This is a genomic window from Devosia sp. P2_G7 (assembly GCF_056403495.1).
Window position 1 is genome coordinate 159,266 of sequence record NZ_JBFUFI010000006.1, and the last position, 14,639, is coordinate 173,904.

The 14,639-nt window shown below is 65.0% G+C and carries 12 protein-coding genes; 4 read left to right on the forward strand and 8 right to left on the reverse strand.

Going from position 1 to position 14,639, the window contains the following annotated elements; all coding sequences use genetic code 11:
* Nucleotides 1-63 precede the first annotated feature (63 nt).
* Nucleotides 64-1,932: an ABC transporter ATP-binding protein gene (locus tag AC1DWU_RS12110; protein WP_477150233.1), complete on the forward strand. Its 1,869-nt coding sequence runs from the start codon at nucleotides 64-66 to the stop codon at nucleotides 1,930-1,932.
* Nucleotides 1,933-1,938: 6 nt separating this feature from the next.
* Here the strand turns inward: AC1DWU_RS12110 and AC1DWU_RS12115 are convergent, their stop codons facing one another.
* From AC1DWU_RS12115 to AC1DWU_RS12130, 4 genes are all read right to left on the reverse strand, one after another.
* On the reverse strand, nucleotides 1,939-2,541 hold the full coding sequence (locus tag AC1DWU_RS12115) for a dihydrofolate reductase family protein (protein ID WP_477150234.1): 603 nt from the start codon (nucleotides 2,539-2,541) through the stop codon (nucleotides 1,939-1,941).
* 81 nt (nucleotides 2,542-2,622) lie between these two features.
* Complete coding sequence (locus AC1DWU_RS12120) at nucleotides 2,623-3,180, reverse strand: TetR/AcrR family transcriptional regulator (protein WP_477150235.1); 558 nt, start codon at nucleotides 3,178-3,180, stop codon at nucleotides 2,623-2,625.
* Nucleotides 3,164-3,580 (reverse strand): DUF4260 domain-containing protein, encoded by a 417-nt coding sequence (locus AC1DWU_RS12125; protein WP_477150236.1) that lies wholly within the window; start codon nucleotides 3,578-3,580, stop codon nucleotides 3,164-3,166. The genes AC1DWU_RS12120 and AC1DWU_RS12125 overlap by 17 nt, the downstream gene beginning before the upstream one ends.
* 256 nt (nucleotides 3,581-3,836) lie before the next feature.
* Nucleotides 3,837-4,403, reverse strand: coding sequence for a TetR/AcrR family transcriptional regulator (locus AC1DWU_RS12130; protein WP_477150237.1), 567 nt, complete (start codon nucleotides 4,401-4,403; stop codon nucleotides 3,837-3,839).
* Between the two features lie 112 nt (nucleotides 4,404-4,515).
* Here AC1DWU_RS12130 and AC1DWU_RS12135 point away from each other — a divergent pair, with 112 nt between their 5' ends.
* Nucleotides 4,516-5,688 (forward strand): FAD-dependent monooxygenase, encoded by a 1,173-nt coding sequence (locus AC1DWU_RS12135; RefSeq protein WP_477150238.1) that lies wholly within the window; start codon nucleotides 4,516-4,518, stop codon nucleotides 5,686-5,688.
* Between the two features lie 36 nt (nucleotides 5,689-5,724).
* On the opposite strand, the gene AC1DWU_RS12140 is transcribed toward AC1DWU_RS12135, so the two are convergent.
* Together AC1DWU_RS12140 and AC1DWU_RS12145 are read right to left on the reverse strand one after the other, a co-directional pair.
* The gene (locus AC1DWU_RS12140) at nucleotides 5,725-6,033 is read right to left on the reverse strand and encodes a YciI family protein (protein ID WP_477150239.1); all 309 of its coding nucleotides are present in this window, start codon (nucleotides 6,031-6,033) and stop codon (nucleotides 5,725-5,727) included.
* A 32-nt stretch (nucleotides 6,034-6,065) separates the two neighbouring features.
* Entirely contained in the window at nucleotides 6,066-6,842 is a 777-nt protein-coding gene (locus AC1DWU_RS12145; RefSeq protein WP_477150240.1) for an ArsR/SmtB family transcription factor, read from the reverse strand.
* A 127-nt stretch (nucleotides 6,843-6,969) separates the two neighbouring features.
* On the opposite strand from AC1DWU_RS12145, the gene AC1DWU_RS12150 reads away from it, so the two are divergent.
* Nucleotides 6,970-9,462 (forward strand): beta-mannosidase, encoded by a 2,493-nt coding sequence (locus AC1DWU_RS12150; protein ID WP_477150241.1) that lies wholly within the window; start codon nucleotides 6,970-6,972, stop codon nucleotides 9,460-9,462.
* A gap of 114 nt (nucleotides 9,463-9,576) precedes the next feature.
* Nucleotides 9,577-12,618: an alpha-mannosidase gene (locus tag AC1DWU_RS12155; protein ID WP_477150242.1), complete on the forward strand. Its 3,042-nt coding sequence runs from the start codon at nucleotides 9,577-9,579 to the stop codon at nucleotides 12,616-12,618.
* Between the two features lie 63 nt (nucleotides 12,619-12,681).
* On the opposite strand, the gene sseA is transcribed toward AC1DWU_RS12155, so the two are convergent.
* Nucleotides 12,682-13,518, reverse strand: a complete 837-nt coding sequence (sseA, locus tag AC1DWU_RS12160) for a 3-mercaptopyruvate sulfurtransferase (RefSeq protein WP_477150243.1) — start codon at nucleotides 13,516-13,518, stop codon at nucleotides 12,682-12,684.
* 50 nt (nucleotides 13,519-13,568) lie between these two features.
* The gene (locus AC1DWU_RS12165) at nucleotides 13,569-14,636 is read right to left on the reverse strand and encodes an ABC transporter ATP-binding protein (protein WP_477150244.1); all 1,068 of its coding nucleotides are present in this window, start codon (nucleotides 14,634-14,636) and stop codon (nucleotides 13,569-13,571) included.
* Between the last annotated feature and the right edge of the window lie 3 nt (nucleotides 14,637-14,639).

Consider the following 14,639-nt stretch of genomic DNA (forward strand, 5'->3'; position numbering starts at 1 on the left):
TTACCCCGATTTCATGTTTCCTTCGTTTGAATTCAAGCTATTGAGTGTTCAACGAGAACATCAATGAAGCCCCTCGAACCCATTCACCGGCTGTTCGAAAACTGGATCGACCCATTCGGGAAGTCCGGCGACCTGCGGCCGTCTGCGGTGACGTGGCGGTTCTTCTGGTTCTACATCTCGCAGGCAAAGCTGCCGTTCCTGGCGCTGCTGGTGCTCGGCGGTGCGGTGGCGCTGGTCGAAGCGGCGCTGTTCTACTACGTCGGCCGCATCGTCGACATTCTCGATAGCTCCAACCAGGCCGAAGGCTGGGCCGGGCTGATCGCCGGGTTCGGGCCGGAGCTGGTGTGGATGCTGGTGGTGACGCTGGGCATCCGCTTCGTCATCACCTGGCTGTCGGCGACGGTCGAAGAACAGACGGTCAACCTCGGCTTCTACAACCTGGTGCGCTGGCAGGCCTATGCGCATGTGATCCGGCAGAACCTGACCTTCTTCCAGAACGATTTCGCCGGCTCGATCGCATCGAAGGTCTGGCAGTCAGGCGGCGCTGTCGGCGACTTCATGGTCAGCCTGCTGCAGGTGGTGTGGTTCATCGGCATCTACACCGTGACCACTATCGTGCTGGTCGGCCAGCTCGATTGGCGTCTGGCAGCGGCCGTGCTGCTCTGGGTGGCGGCCTTCGCGGGGCTGGCGCGCTACTACGTGCCGCGCATGCGAAAGCTGTCGGCCGGGGCGGCGGAGCAGGCCTCTGTTCTGACCGGGCGCATCGTCGACAGCTTCTCCAACATCCAGACGCTGAAACTGTTCGGCACCGCCGAGACCGACGACAACTTCGTCAAGGGCGGGTTCGAGACCTTCATCGCGGCGATGACCAGGCTGGCGCGCACGCTGGTGGGCGTGCGGACAGCGATGGGCATGCTCTCGGGTGTCGCCATTGCCGGCATCGCGGCGCTCTCGGTGCACCTGTGGACCGAGGGGCTGATCAGCGTCGGCGGCGTCGCCTTCACCACTGGCCTGATCCTCAGGCTCTATAACCTGCTCGGCCGGCTGATGAACCAGCTCAACGGCCTGATGCGCAATTACGGCACGGCGCAGAACTCCGCCGAACTGATCGCCCGGCCGCTGGGGCTGGTCGATGCGGCTGATGCCAAGCCGTTGGTGGTGACCAAGGCTGCGATCTCGTTCGACCATGTAAGCTTCAAGTACGACAACGCCTTGCCGGTGATCGATGACCTGCAACTCGAGATCAAGGCGGGCGAACGGGTCGGGCTGATTGGCCGCTCCGGGGCGGGCAAATCCACTATCGTCAACCTGCTGCTGCGCTTCTACGACGTGCAGGGCGGCACGATCTCCATCGACGGGCAGGACATCGCGCACGTCACCCAGGAGTCGCTGCGCGCCAATATCGGCGTGGTGACGCAGGACACCTCGCTGCTGCACCGCTCGATCCGCGCCAACCTCACCTATGGCCGGCCGGATGCCACCGACGACGAGATGTTCGCCGCGGCGGCATCGGCAGAGGCCGACGATTTCATCGAGCAACTGATCGACCAGAAGGGCCGCACCGCCTACGACGCCTTCGTCGGGGAGCGCGGCGTGAAGCTGAGCGGCGGGCAGCGCCAGCGCGTCGCCATCGCCCGCGTGCTGCTGAAGAATGCGCCGATCCTGGTGCTCGACGAGGCGACCTCGGCGCTCGACAGCGAAGTCGAGGCGGCGATCCAGAGTCAGCTGAAGACGCTGATGGACGGCAAGACCGTGCTGGCGATCGCGCACCGGCTCTCGACCATCGCCGAGATGGACCGGCTGATCGTGCTGGAGCAGGGTCGGATCGTCGAGCAGGGCACGCACGCCGAACTGCTGGCGACGGGCGGGCACTACGCTTCGCTGTGGGCCCGGCAGTCGGGCGGGTTCCTGGATCTCAAGGCGGCGGAGTAAGGGCCCTCAGCGCCGGATGCGGTAGCGGAGGTGCGTGACGCCGTCGCCCTCGAGCACCCGGACACGTTCCAGTTCGCGCTGCCCGGCGCCGAGATGCTCGAACAGGCGCCGGCCGTCGCCGAACAGCACCGGCACCAGGTGGATCTCCAGTTCGTCGAGCAAGCCGGCCTTGATCGCCATGGGGCCAACGCTCGCGCCGTGCACCAGCACGTTCCTGCCGCCGGCAGCCTTTTTTGCCTCGCGCATGGCGTAGGCGAGATCGTCGACGTAGTGGACCAACGGCCACTTGGCTGCCCAGTCGGGAGCAGCGTGGCGGCTGAGGATGTAGATGGGCGCCCCGCCGTGATTGTCGCCGTTCCAACCGCCGGCCGGCTCGAACGTGCCGCGTCCGGCGACCACGGCGCCGGTCGCCATCATCTCATCCCAGACCTGCCGGTTTACCCCGCTCAACCGGGCCAAGGCGGCGTCGAAATCGCCGCCTTCGGCATCGGGGAATATCCACTCGTGCAGCCGGTCGCCGCCGTCGCCAAGGCCGTTGTCGGGGCGCTCGTTGGGGCCGGCGATGAAGCCGTCGAGGGACATGGACATGTAGAGCACGCTCGAAGACATGGGTTTCACTCCTTTTCGGTGGAACGCCGGAACTGGCCTCCTATGTTCCCGACGAACGAGCGATCCCGATTTCGACAGCGACTAGCCGATCTCCTTCAAGATCGTCTCCAGCGACGAGGTGAACGCCTCCTCGACGCTGCCGCCAAGGCTGAAGGCGTTGCCGATCTCCATCAGGATAAAGCCGTGGAGGAACGCCACCAGGGTGCGTGACAGCGGCAGGATGCGCGCCTCGGCGATGCCGGCGGCCTTCAGTTCCTCGAACAGCGGCTGGGCCGAGAACAGGCAGGCGGCGCGGATCTCCGGGTCGTTGAAGGCGTTGCCGCTATAGATCGCCTTGTAGCGGTTGGGCGTCGTGAGGCCGAAGCGGCGATAGGCGGTGGCCATGGCGAGGAGCCGCGCCTTGGGTGTGTCGCCCTGGGTTTCGCGACGGAGATAGGCCTCTAGCCCGTTGAGGATCTCGATCTCGACGACCTTCAGGATCGCTGCGCGGTCGGCGAAATGCTTGTAGAGCGAGGGGGCTTTCACCCCCGCGCTCTGTGCTACGGCACCCATGGTCAGTGCCTCCGGACCCGACGCCTCGACCAGCGTCAGGGCGATGGCGGCGAGTTCTCTGGGCGAGGTTTTAGCGGGCGTCGGCAAGCTTTTGCGCCTTCCTGGCTGGGCCGATGAGGCCGAGATGCGTGTGGTGGTCGAAGCCGGGATACTTGAACCCGTAACCCACAGCGCGGTCCATGCCGATATGGGCGGCCCAGATCAACGCCAGTTCGGTGAGCCAGAAGATGCCACCGAACCAGCCGATGGCGCCGAGCACGGCGGGCACCGCGTAGGTATGGGCCAGGTTGTAAATCTTCGCCCCGGTCTTCGGACCAGCATAGAGGCCGAAGAACGACAGGTCCGGGGCGAGCAGCAGGATGGCGAACAGCCACCAGTTGCCGCCGAGGAACCAGTAGGCGGTGACAGCGGCGGCGAGTGCCACGAAGCCTTCGATGCGAAGGTGCGTGACCACGGACTTGGGCGGAAAACCGGGGGTGACGGACATAGAGAACCTCAATGGCTAACGTGTGTAGCTATGATAGCTACATGTGTTAGCCATGAGAGTCAAGCGGGGTGTGGTGCGGGGCGTAGGGATGGTGCGGATACACCTCCGCCGTCATTCCCGCGAAGGCGGGAACCTAGTGGGATGCTGCGTCGCAGGTGAACGTTGAGAAATCCCACTGGATTCCGCCTCCGCGGGGATGACGCCGGTGGGAGGGAGTAGTGGGGGCTGAATGGCGCGGCTACTGCGGTCGGCTCCGCTATTTCCGCCCGAACGCATCGGCGATGGCGTGGAAGGCTTTGACGATGTCGTCGGGGGTAGGGGACCTCTCCGGGTCGACCAGCCACTGGGCAATGACACCGGTGGTCACCGCCAGCATCAGCGAACCGACGGCGCGTTTGGTTTCGGCATCAGCATCGGTGGCGGCGAAATCGTCGCCGAGACCGGCGCGGGCATCCTCCTGTCCGCTCGCGATGATGGTGGCGAGTTCGGGGATGCGCATGGCGGTGGCGGCGTTCTCGAAGCTGGCGAGCGACAGCTGGCGGTCGCTGGCGACGGCCGCGGCGAGGTCGCGCCAGTGCTTTTCGAAGCGCTCGCCGTAGTCGGGGATCGAGGCGGCCGGCTCAGCGCCGAAATGCTCACCCCACTCGCCCAGCATCTCGACGATCGCCTGGGTCATCAGCGCGTCCTTCGAGCCGAAATGATAGCCGATCGAGGCGAGGTTGGTGCCCGAGGCGGCGACGATGTCGCGCGCCGTGGTGTTGGCGTAGCCCTTCTCGCGGAGGCACTTCTTGGCGCCGGCGAGCAGATCTTCCTTGTGTCCCATAACCCTTCCTAACGGCTTCGACGAGTCGGTTCTATACGGTCGTATGAAATTCATCTAGACAACCGTTTTATACATACGTATGAATATCGGCATCGCAACAGGAGATGCCGTGATGACCCACCACCCGATCCGTACCGTGCTGATTTCCGGCGCCAGCGTCGCCGGCCCTTCCCTCGCCTTCTGGCTCAGCCGCTTCGGCTTCGAACCGACCATCGTCGAGCGCTCCAAGAAGCTGCGCGAGGGCGGCTACGCGGTGGATTTCCGCGGCACCTCGATGGAGGCGCTGCGCCGCATGGACCTGCTCGAGGCGGTGCGGGGCGAGGCGACCAACATGGGCGACATGTACTATGTCGATCGCCGCGACCGGCAAGTCGCGACCATGCCCGCCGCGGCGTTCAGCGGCGAACTAGAGATCATGCGCGGCGACCTGGCGCGGATCCTTTACGACGCTACCAAGGCAGGCACCGAGTACATCTTCGGCGACTCGATCGCCGAGCTCGCCGAGTTCGGCGATGGGGTGGAGGTCCGCTTCGAGAGCGGCATGCACCGGACCTTCGACCTGGTGATCGGCGCCGACGGTCTCCACTCCAACGTGCGCGCGCTGGCCTTCGGGCCGGAGGAGCAGTTCGTGCGCGATCTTGGGCTCTATGCCTCGATCTTCACCGTGCCGAACCGCCTGAGCCTCGATTATTCCGGCCGGCTGTTCAGCGCCCCCGGGACGCTTGCCGGCGTCTACAGCGCGCGGCAAAACCGCGAAGCCCGGGCGTTGATGTTCTTCGACGGCGATTTCGGCGATTACGACTATCGCGATGTGGGTGCGCAGAAGCGGTTCGTGCGCGAGCGCTTCGCTGGGCAGGGCTGGCACGTGCCGCAGATCCTCGCCGACATGGACGTAGCGCCGGATTTCTACTTCGATACCATCAGCCAGGTGGTGATGGAGCGCTGGTCGAAGGGCCGGGTTGCGCTGCTCGGCGACGCGGCGCACTGCGCCTCGCCGCTATCGGGCATGGGCACCGGCATGGCGGTGGTCGGCGCATACATCCTGGCGCATGAGTTGAACGCCTCTCGCCATGATCACGAGACGGCATTCGCCAACTATCAGCGGAAGCTCCAGCCCTTCGTCGATGCCAGCCAGTCGCTGGCTCACAAGGCGGTCGGCGGCTTCGTGCCGAAGGGCAATTTCGGCATCTTCATGCGCAACTTGATGATGAAGCTGCTGCCGCTGCTGCCCGTCGAGGTGATGCTGAAGGAAACCTACGCGGCAGCGAACGCGATCAGCATCTGAGTGGAGAGGGCGGCGTCGGAACGCCGCCCATCCTATTCACATCGGCATCAGTTCGGCGACTTCGACCGAGCCGCCGGCCGCATAGATCGGGCAGCCGCGCGCGAGCGAAATCGCGTCGTCGAGGCTCTTGGCTTCGAGGATGGAGTAGCCGGTCAGCGCGTTGCCGTTGGTGCTGGTGACGCGTCCATCGGCGCCGATGGTCTTGCTCGGCCCGGCCGGGTTGCCCATGTCGGCGACCGCGCCGCCCATGCCCTTGTACCAGGCGATCCACTTGGCCATCGAGTCTTCGACGTCTGCGGGTGAGGAAGCGGGCGATCCGTGAAAGCCCAGGATGTACTTCGCCATTTTTCTGTTTCCCTGTTTGCCGCTGCTTACGGTCACATACTGGTCGGCAGGTTCAGCGGTTTGCCTGTCTCGAGCAGCGTCTTGAGACCCGCGACGACCACCGGCCAGCCGGTATCGATGCCGGCATTGGCCTTCTCGTAGTCGTGGTGGGTGATGGTGAACTTGACGACCTCGCCCATCGGCTCGATCGCGAAGGTGACGACGGTTGGCTGCGAGTTCTCGGCCCAGCTCGGAATGAAGGTCGAGACGATCTTCTTGAGCGGCTCGATCTCGATCACTTCCCCATCGAGCATCACCTGGCCGTCGCCAACCAGGTAGCGGAACGCTCCGCCGCGCTTGAGGTCGGCATCGATGCGCGTGCCGTAGTAGTATTGCGCGGTCAACTCGGGCTTGGTGAGCGCATCCCAGAGCGCTTCCGGTGTCGTCCGGATGTAGGTCTCGAGCACGAAGTTCGGTTTGTCGGCCATCGGTACTGAACTCTCCAACTGGTTCTTCAAATCGAGTGCGAAGCGCGCGAACGGTTTCTGGTACGGCGCGATCCAGCGATCGGCGACTTCCTGGATAGGGGAGGCGTTCAGGTAGTGATACTTGAACCGCCCCTCCTTGCGGCTCGTCACCAGCTTCGCCTCTTCGAGCACCCTGAGGTGCTTCATCACCCCGAACCGCGTCATCCCGAGCCCCTGTTCGAGTTCGGTAAGGGTCTGTCCGGCCTTGTCCCGAAGACTATCGAGAAGTTGTCGCCGGGTCGGATCGGCCAGGGCTTTGAAGACGGCATCCACAGTCACAACAATAGGTGACCAAATGGTCACGTGTCAAGTGTCGACGATAGCGGCTGCTACGGAGGAGGGATTGGCAGCTGGAATGGTAGCGGCTAGAGAGTCGTCCGCTGGCGGTGAAATCGATTTCGCGGCCGCGCATCGATCGGAGGATCCCCAAGTGGCGAAGACCAAGACTGCGGCTGTTTCGGCCGCAACCGGCTATGGCGAACTCAATCTCGCGGGCCAGTTCCAACTCACCTCGCCAAAATCCAAGATCAAGGCGCCGATCACGCTGCCCGGCGACGTGCACACCGCGCTGCTCGACGCCAAACAAATCCCCGATCCGTATTTCGGCCAGAACGAGGTCGACGTCATGTGGGTCAACAAGACCCCATGGACGGTGGAGCGGAAGTTCGATGCCGAGGCTGCCGATATCGACGGCTACCTGACGCTGACGCTCGAGAACGTCGACACCATCGCCACGGTGATCCTCAACGGTGAGCCGATCGCCGAGACGCAGAACCAGTTCATCCGCTACGACATCGACGTCACCGGTAAGGTGAAGATCGGCACCAACACCCTGCGCATCGAGTTCGCGGTCACCCGTGAGGTGGCGAAGGCGCGCTCCGACGCCCATCCGTTCCCGATCCCGTTCACCTACAACTACCTGTCGAACGGCCTCGAAGGCGTGCACATGAACTTCGTGCGCAAGGCCGCCTGCCATGCCGGCTGGGACTGGGGCATCTGCCTGATGCCGACAGGCGTCTACGGCAAGATGGCGATCCGCCGCTCGCGCCTCGCCCGCCAGGAGAGCGTCACGGTCGAGCAGTCGCATGGCAAGAAATCCGTCGAACTCTCGATCACGACTCGCGTTTTCGCCTTCGCCGAGGGTTCGGTCGAGCTGACGCACGAGGTCGACGGGCAGAAGCTCGCCGACAAGGTGGTAGTGGGGCCGGGCGAGAACGTCTTCACCCACAACGTCACCATCAAGAACCCAAAGCTCTGGTGGCCGAACGGGCAGGGCGAGCAGCCGCTCTACGAACTCTGGACCACGCTCGACGGCGAGGTGACCAAGCGCAAGCTGGGCTTGAGGAAGCTCGAGTGGCTGGTCGAGAAGGACGAGATCGACCACAGCTTCAAGGTGCGGATCAACGGTCGCGATATCTCGATGTTCGGCGCCAACTGGATCCCCGCCGACGCCATCCCCTCGCGCATCACCCCCGACACCGTTCGCGACCTGCTCGAAAGCGCGAAGGCCGTGAACATGAACATGCTGCGCATCTGGGGCGGTGGGCAGTACGAGCCGGATTATTTCTACGAGATGTGCGACGAGCTCGGCATCCTCATCTGGCACGACTTCATGTTCGCCTGCATGAGCTACCCCTCGGATCGCGCCTTCCTCGCCGACGTGCGCACCGAGATCACCCAGCAGATCCGCCGCCTCAGCCACCACGCCTCGATCGCGCTGTGGTGCGGCGACAACGAGGTTATCGGCTCGCTCCACTGGTACCCCGAGACCAAGGCGGCGCCGGAGCGCTATGTCGCCAACTACGACCGGCTGAACTCGATGCTCGGCTATATCGTCGAGGACGAGGACCCCTCGCGCCGCTTCTGGCCGTCCTCGCCGTCGCTCGGCTACATGGACTATTCAGACGGCTGGCTGATGGATACGCGCGGCGACACGCACTACTGGAGCGTCTGGCACTCGGCCAAGGACTTCTCGGCCTATCGCGACGTCAACCCGCGCTTCGCCTCGGAGTTCGGCTTCCAGAGCTTCACCTCGATGAACGTCATCGAGAGCTTCACCAACACCGAGGATCGCAACCCGACCTCGCCGGTGATGGAGGCGCACCAGCGCAACACCGGCGGCAACTCGCGCATCCTCGAAACGATGACGCGCTACTTCCGCTTCCCGTCGGGCTTCGAGAACATGGTGTTCCTGAGCCAGGTGCAGCAGGGCCTCGCCATCAAGACTGCCATCGAATACTGGCGCTCCACCAAGCCGCGCTGCATGGGCACCCTCTATTGGCAGATCAACGACGTCTACCCGGTCGCCAGCTGGTCGAGCCTCGACTACGGCGGGCAGTGGAAACTGCTCCACTACATGGCGAAGCGCTTCTTCAACCCCATCAACGTTGTGGCGGTGCCGGACGGCGACACGATCCTCCTCAAAGCGATCAACGATACGGCCGAAAAGGCTGAAATCGCTGTGGAAGTCCAGGCGGTGGATGCCAATGGCAAAGCCCGCGTGATTGCTACCGCGAAGGCGAAGACCAACCCCGACAAGGCTGTGGTCGCGACCAAGGTGAAGCTCAGCGACCTCGGTCCGAACGAGTTCCTGTTTTTCGCCTGGACCGCCGAAGACGGAAAGCTCCTGGGCGAGAACGACTACTTCCCCAAAGCGTACAAGGCCTACGACCTCGCCGAAGCCAAGGTAAAGGCAAGCTGGTCGGGCGGCGACAAGGCGCCGGTGCTGACGCTGACCACCGACAAGCCGGCGGTGTTCGTCACCGCCACGGTGGACGTGCCGGGCTACTTCTCCGACAACGCCGTGACCCTGCTCCCCGGCCGCGAAGTAAAGCTGAGCTTCACGCCGCGGCATGGGGCGAAGGTGAGCAAGGACGACCTCGCTAAAGGGCTGAAGCTCAGCCATCTGCGCGAGACCTACTGACCCATAAAGATCCGTTGAGACGCATCGTCAAAAATGCGTCCCGACCCTAGCGAGGCGGGGGCAGTTGTGGTTTTGTCCGCCGCGCATTGTAACGTTGCAAAAGAGGATATTCGCATGGCTCTCTCCATCGAGCAGCGGCTGGACCGGATCAAGGTGCGGCTGGAAGAGCTCACCTGGTGGCGGGAGCGCGAGACCGTTCCGGTTAGCGGCTGGATGCTGAACGGCAAGCCGATCGAGGTCGGGGCGCCGTGGCCGAGTCGCGACGGAGTGCAGAGCTTTGCCGTGGGTGTATCGGTGCCGCCGAACTGGCCGATTGGTGAGGCGCGGCTGTTCCTCGATCTCGGTGGCGAGGCGCTGGCGACGCTGATCTATGCGGACGAGAATATCGGCTTCGGCAACGACCCTTATCACAAGGAATTCCCGGTCAGGGCCCACAACTTCCGCATCGAGGCGGAGGCGGTGGCGCGGTTGCCGTTCGGCGAGCCGGTGCGAAAGCCGCACCTCAACGAGGCGAAACTCTATTGGCTCGATGGGGCGGTGGATGCGCTGCGCCTGCGGCTGCTGCAGGTGCATGAGGCAGCGGGGGAACTCGGGGATCACGAGGTGGTGCCGCATCTCGTCGCGGCGGCCGAGGAGGCGTTCTATGCGCTCGAGTGGCCGTCGGCGACGCAGGACTATGTCTCGCGCTTCGCAGCGGAGCGGGGGCAGCAGCGGATCTGGCAGTTGCCGCCGCTGAAGGACAATCCAGCCCCGCTCACCGATGAGCAGCGGCAGAGCGTGGTGAAGGCCGATCTCAAGCTGATCCGCAGGCTGCGCGAGCTGCAGGAGCGGTTCCCGCAGCAGGGCGAGATCGCGCTCACCGGGCATGCGCATATCGATCTCGCCTGGCTGTGGCCCTATGCCGAGACGCGGCGGAAGATGCGGCGGACGTTCTCCACGGCGGTGACGCTGATGGAGGGCTCGAACGAGTACCTGGCGCAATCCGGCTTCCGCTTCAACCAGTCGACGGCGCACTACTACGCGCAGATCGAGGAAGACGATCCGGCGCTGTTCCAGAAGATCAAGGCCAAGGTCAGCGCCGGCGGCTGGGAGACGGTGGGCGGCATGTGGGTCGAGCCCGACACCAACATGCCGACGGGCGAGAGCCTGACGCGGCAGATCCTCTACGGGCAGCGCTACTTCCAGCAGAAGTTCGGGGTGCGGCATACGGTGTGCTGGCTGCCGGACTGCTTCGGCTTCTCCGGCGGGCTACCGCAGCTGCTCAAACAAGGCGGTATCAGTTCGTTCTTCACCATCAAGGTGAACTGGAACGATACCAACACCATCCCGGCGGACCTCTTCTGGTGGGAGGGGATCGACGGCTCGCGGGTGCTGACCCACACGTTCAACAACCCCTGGCACGGCTACAACGGGGCGGTGAACCCGCTGAGCATTTTGAAGACCTGGCGCAACTTCATGCAGAAGTCGGCGCATCCGACCTCGCTGTTGGCGGTGGGCTATGGCGACGGCGGCGGCGGGGTGACGCCGGAATATGTCGAGCGCGAGATGCAGTTGCGGGATTTCCCCGTGCTGCCGAAGGCGCGCTGGAGCCGGGTCGAAGACTTCTTCGCTGCGGCGCATGAGACGGGGAAGAGGGCGCAGCTGCCGGTGTGGCAGGGCGACATTTATCTCGAGTTGCATCGGGCGACGCTGACCACGCAGAGCGCCACCAAGAAAGCGCACCGCCAGGCGGAACGCGCGCTGATCACCGCGGAAACGCTGGCCTCGCTGGCGGCGCTGCTGGGTGGCGAGCAGCCGGAGAGCCTAGAGCATATCTGGCGCGTGGTGCTGAAGAACGAGTTCCACGACATCCTGCCGGGCTCCTCGATCGCCGAGGTGTATGACGACGCCGAGCGCGAGCTGAACGACGCCATCGGGCGGGCGCTGGCGCGCCAGCAGATGGCGATGTCGGCGATCGTCGCGAAGATCCCGGATGGCGACGTGGAGGACGCAGTGGTGGTGGTCAACCCCTCGCTCAGCCGCCGGCCGGTGCGCGTGACGATGAGCGATGGCGCGCACTACTCGAGCACCGACGTAATGGCACCGCTCGGCATCAAGGTGTTCACGCGCGCCGATCTCGAGCCGCTACCGGGGCTGTCGGTAGGCGAGGGGCATCTCGAGAACGCGCATATCCGCGCAACCATCGGGCTCGATGGCTCGGTCACCAGCCTCATCCACAAGGCGACCGGGCGCGAGGCACTGGCCGGGCGGGGCAACCAGCTCTGGGTCTATCCGGCCGACAAGCCGCGCGACTGGGACGCCTGGGACATTGAGGAGGACTACGCCAAGAAGGGTATCGAGCTGAACCGGCCCGAGAGCATCAAGGTGGTCGAGGACACGCCGGCGCGGGCGGCGGTTCGCATCGTGCGGCGCTTCCGCGCCTCGACGGTGACGCAGACCTACATCCTCGAAGCCAATGGGGTGCGGCTGGACATCCTGACCGAGATCGACTGGCACGACCGGCATTGCCTGCTGCGGACGCAGACGCCGGTGGCGGTGCGGACGACGCACGCGACGTTCGAGCACGCCAATGGCGTGGTGCAGCGTACGACGCACACCAACACGTCGTGGGATCAGGCGCAGTTCGAAGTGCCGGGGCATCGCTTCCTCGATATGAGCGAGCCGGGGTTCGGCGTGGCGCTGCTCAACGACGCCAAGTACGGGCACAGCGCCAAGGGCAACGTGCTGGGGCTGAGCCTCGTGCGCTCGCCGGTTTACCCCGATCCGCTCGCTGACGAGGGCGGGCAGCGGTTCACCTATTCGCTCTATCCGCATGCCGGGGATTGGCACGAGGGCCGGGTGCGCGAGGAGGCCGAGGACCTGAACCAGCCGCTGCTGGCGGCGGCGGCGAGTGGGGTGGCGTCGGTGCACTACGAGCCGATTGGCGCGGAGGGTATTGCGGCGGCGCTGTCGGGGCTGAAGCCGGCCGAGGACGGCAACGGGCTGGTGCTGCGCGTCTATGAGCCGTCGGGCCGCCGCGGCGATTTTGCGCTGAGCGTGCCGGATGGGTGGGCTTTGGGTGAGAGCCTCAGCATCCTCGAGGAGCCGATGGACCGGGGACCGGGCGCGGAGCTGCGGCCGTTCGAGGTTCGGAGTTGGCGGATTTCTCGGGAGTAGGCCGGAGCGCGTTGCTCCCACTGGCGGCGGTGGGGGCAACTCGCGCCGGAGCAGCGGTCACCCTCAGCCCTTGTCCACCGGAGCATCCGCCCGTCCGCCCCACTCAGTCCACGAGCCATCATACACCGCGACGTCCTTCGCCCCGGCAATGGCTAGCGCCAGCGCTACCGTCGACGCCGTAACCCCCGAGCCGCAGCTGGTGACGATGGGTTTGGTCACGTCGACACCGGCTGAAGCGAACAGCGCGCTCAGTTCGGCCGCCGACTTCATCTTGCCGTCGGCGGTGACCGCCGAGGACGGCACGCTGAGGCTGCCCGGAATATGCCCCGAAGCCAGCCCCGGTCGAGGCTCGGGCACTTCGCCACGGAAGCGCTCGGCAGGGCGGGCGTCGACGATCGTCTTGGCCTTCGACGATGTGAGGCTAAGGACGCTGTCGAAGTCTTCCACCTGGTTGGGCTGGAAGTTGGGGACGAACGTACGCGCCGCCCGCGTCACTTCGCCCGATGCGGTGGGGCGGCCTTCGGCGCGCCATTTCAGGCCGCCGCCGTCGAGCACGCGCACGTCCTTGGCGCCCATGGTGCGGAGGCTCCACCAGACGCGCGGGGAAGCGAAGATGCCGGCTTCGTCATAGACCACGATCGTATCGGTATCGGCGATGCCCAGCTTGCCGACGGCTTCGGCGAAGGCCTCGGGTGTCGGCAGCATGTGGGGCAGCGTGGTGGTCTTGTCGGCGATGTCGTCGATGCCGAAGAACACCGCGCCGGGGAGATGGCTCTCGAGATATTCGGCATGGCCCTTGCGGCCCGTCGCGGGCATGTACCAACTGGCATCGACGAGGACGACGTTGGGGGCGTCGAGGTGTTCGGCGAGCCAGTCGGTGGTGACGAGAGGGTTGGTCATGGGTGCTCCGCTATTCGGCGGCGCACCCTAAAAGCTTCGTCCGGTTTCGGCTAGCGCTCCAGCACCAGCACATCGCTGGAGGCGATGCCGACGCGGACCGGGGCGCCATGCGCCGGCGGGGGTGTGCGTTGGTCGTTGAAGGTGTCGAGGCTCACCGAATTGTCGCCGAGATCGACCTTCAGCCGGATCACCGAGCCGAGGAAGCTGACCTCCGAGACCTTGCCGTCGAGCACGATGTCGCGTGCCACGCCATTCGCCAGCGACACCGCTTCGGGGCGCATGGTCAGCGCGATGGCCTCGCCGTTACGCGCAGTGGCCGGCAGGGCAGGGATGGTGACGGTGTTGCCGCCGAGCGTCACAGTCTTTGCGCCGGCGTCGGCGACGGTGGCATTGAGGGTATTGAGGGTGCCGACGAAGGTCGCGACGAAGCGGGTCTGTGGCCGGTTGTAGATGTCGAACGGCTTGCCGAACTGCTCGACATTGCCGGCGTTGAGGACGACGATCCGGTCGGAGATCGACAGTGCTTCTTCCTGATCATGCGTCACGAACACTGTGGTGATGCCGAGTTCGCGCTGGATCTGGCGGATCTGCTCGCGCAGCGATACGCGGATCTTGGCATCGAGCGCCGAGAGCGGCTCATCGAGCAGCAGCATGCGCGGACTGGGCGCCAGGGCGCGGGCGAGCGCAACGCGTTGCTGCTGGCCGCCCGAGAGCTCGAACGGATAGCGCTTGCCGTAGCCGGCGAGGCCGATGAGCTTCAGCATCTCCTCGACGCGCGCCTCGCGCTGCGGCTTGGGCATCGCGGCAATCTTCAGGCCGAAGCCGATATTGTCGGCGACGTTCATGTTGGGGAACAGCGCGTAGGCCTGGAACACCATGCCGATCTTGCGCTGGTTCGGGGCCAGGCCGGAGATATCCTTGCCCTCGACGAGGATGCGGCCCGAATCCGGCCGCTCGAAGCCGGCGATCATCCTGAGGATGGTGGTCTTGCCGCAGCCGGACGGGCCAAGCAGGGTGACGAACTCGCCCTTGTCGAATGAGAGGTCGACGCTCTTGACCACGGCGTTGCCGGAGAAGGTCTTGACCAGCTTTTCGATGCGAAGGAATTCCTCGGCCATGGT

Coding starts and splice junctions, on each gene's coding strand:
- AC1DWU_RS12155 (WP_477150242.1), top strand. CDS start 9,577: ATGGCTCTCTCCATCGAGCAGCGGCTGGACCGGATCAAGGTGCGGCTG.
- AC1DWU_RS12110 (WP_477150233.1), top strand. CDS start 64: ATGAAGCCCCTCGAACCCATTCACCGGCTGTTCGAAAACTGGATCGAC.
- AC1DWU_RS12130 (WP_477150237.1), bottom strand. CDS start 4,403: ATGGGACACAAGGAAGATCTGCTCGCCGGCGCCAAGAAGTGCCTCCGC.
- AC1DWU_RS12135 (WP_477150238.1), top strand. CDS start 4,516: ATGACCCACCACCCGATCCGTACCGTGCTGATTTCCGGCGCCAGCGTC.
- AC1DWU_RS12140 (WP_477150239.1), bottom strand. CDS start 6,033: ATGGCGAAGTACATCCTGGGCTTTCACGGATCGCCCGCTTCCTCACCC.
- sseA (WP_477150243.1), bottom strand. CDS start 13,518: ATGACCAACCCTCTCGTCACCACCGACTGGCTCGCCGAACACCTCGAC.
- AC1DWU_RS12125 (WP_477150236.1), bottom strand. CDS start 3,580: ATGTCCGTCACCCCCGGTTTTCCGCCCAAGTCCGTGGTCACGCACCTT.
- AC1DWU_RS12115 (WP_477150234.1), bottom strand. CDS start 2,541: ATGTCTTCGAGCGTGCTCTACATGTCCATGTCCCTCGACGGCTTCATC.
- AC1DWU_RS12165 (WP_477150244.1), bottom strand. CDS start 14,636: ATGGCCGAGGAATTCCTTCGCATCGAAAAGCTGGTCAAGACCTTCTCC.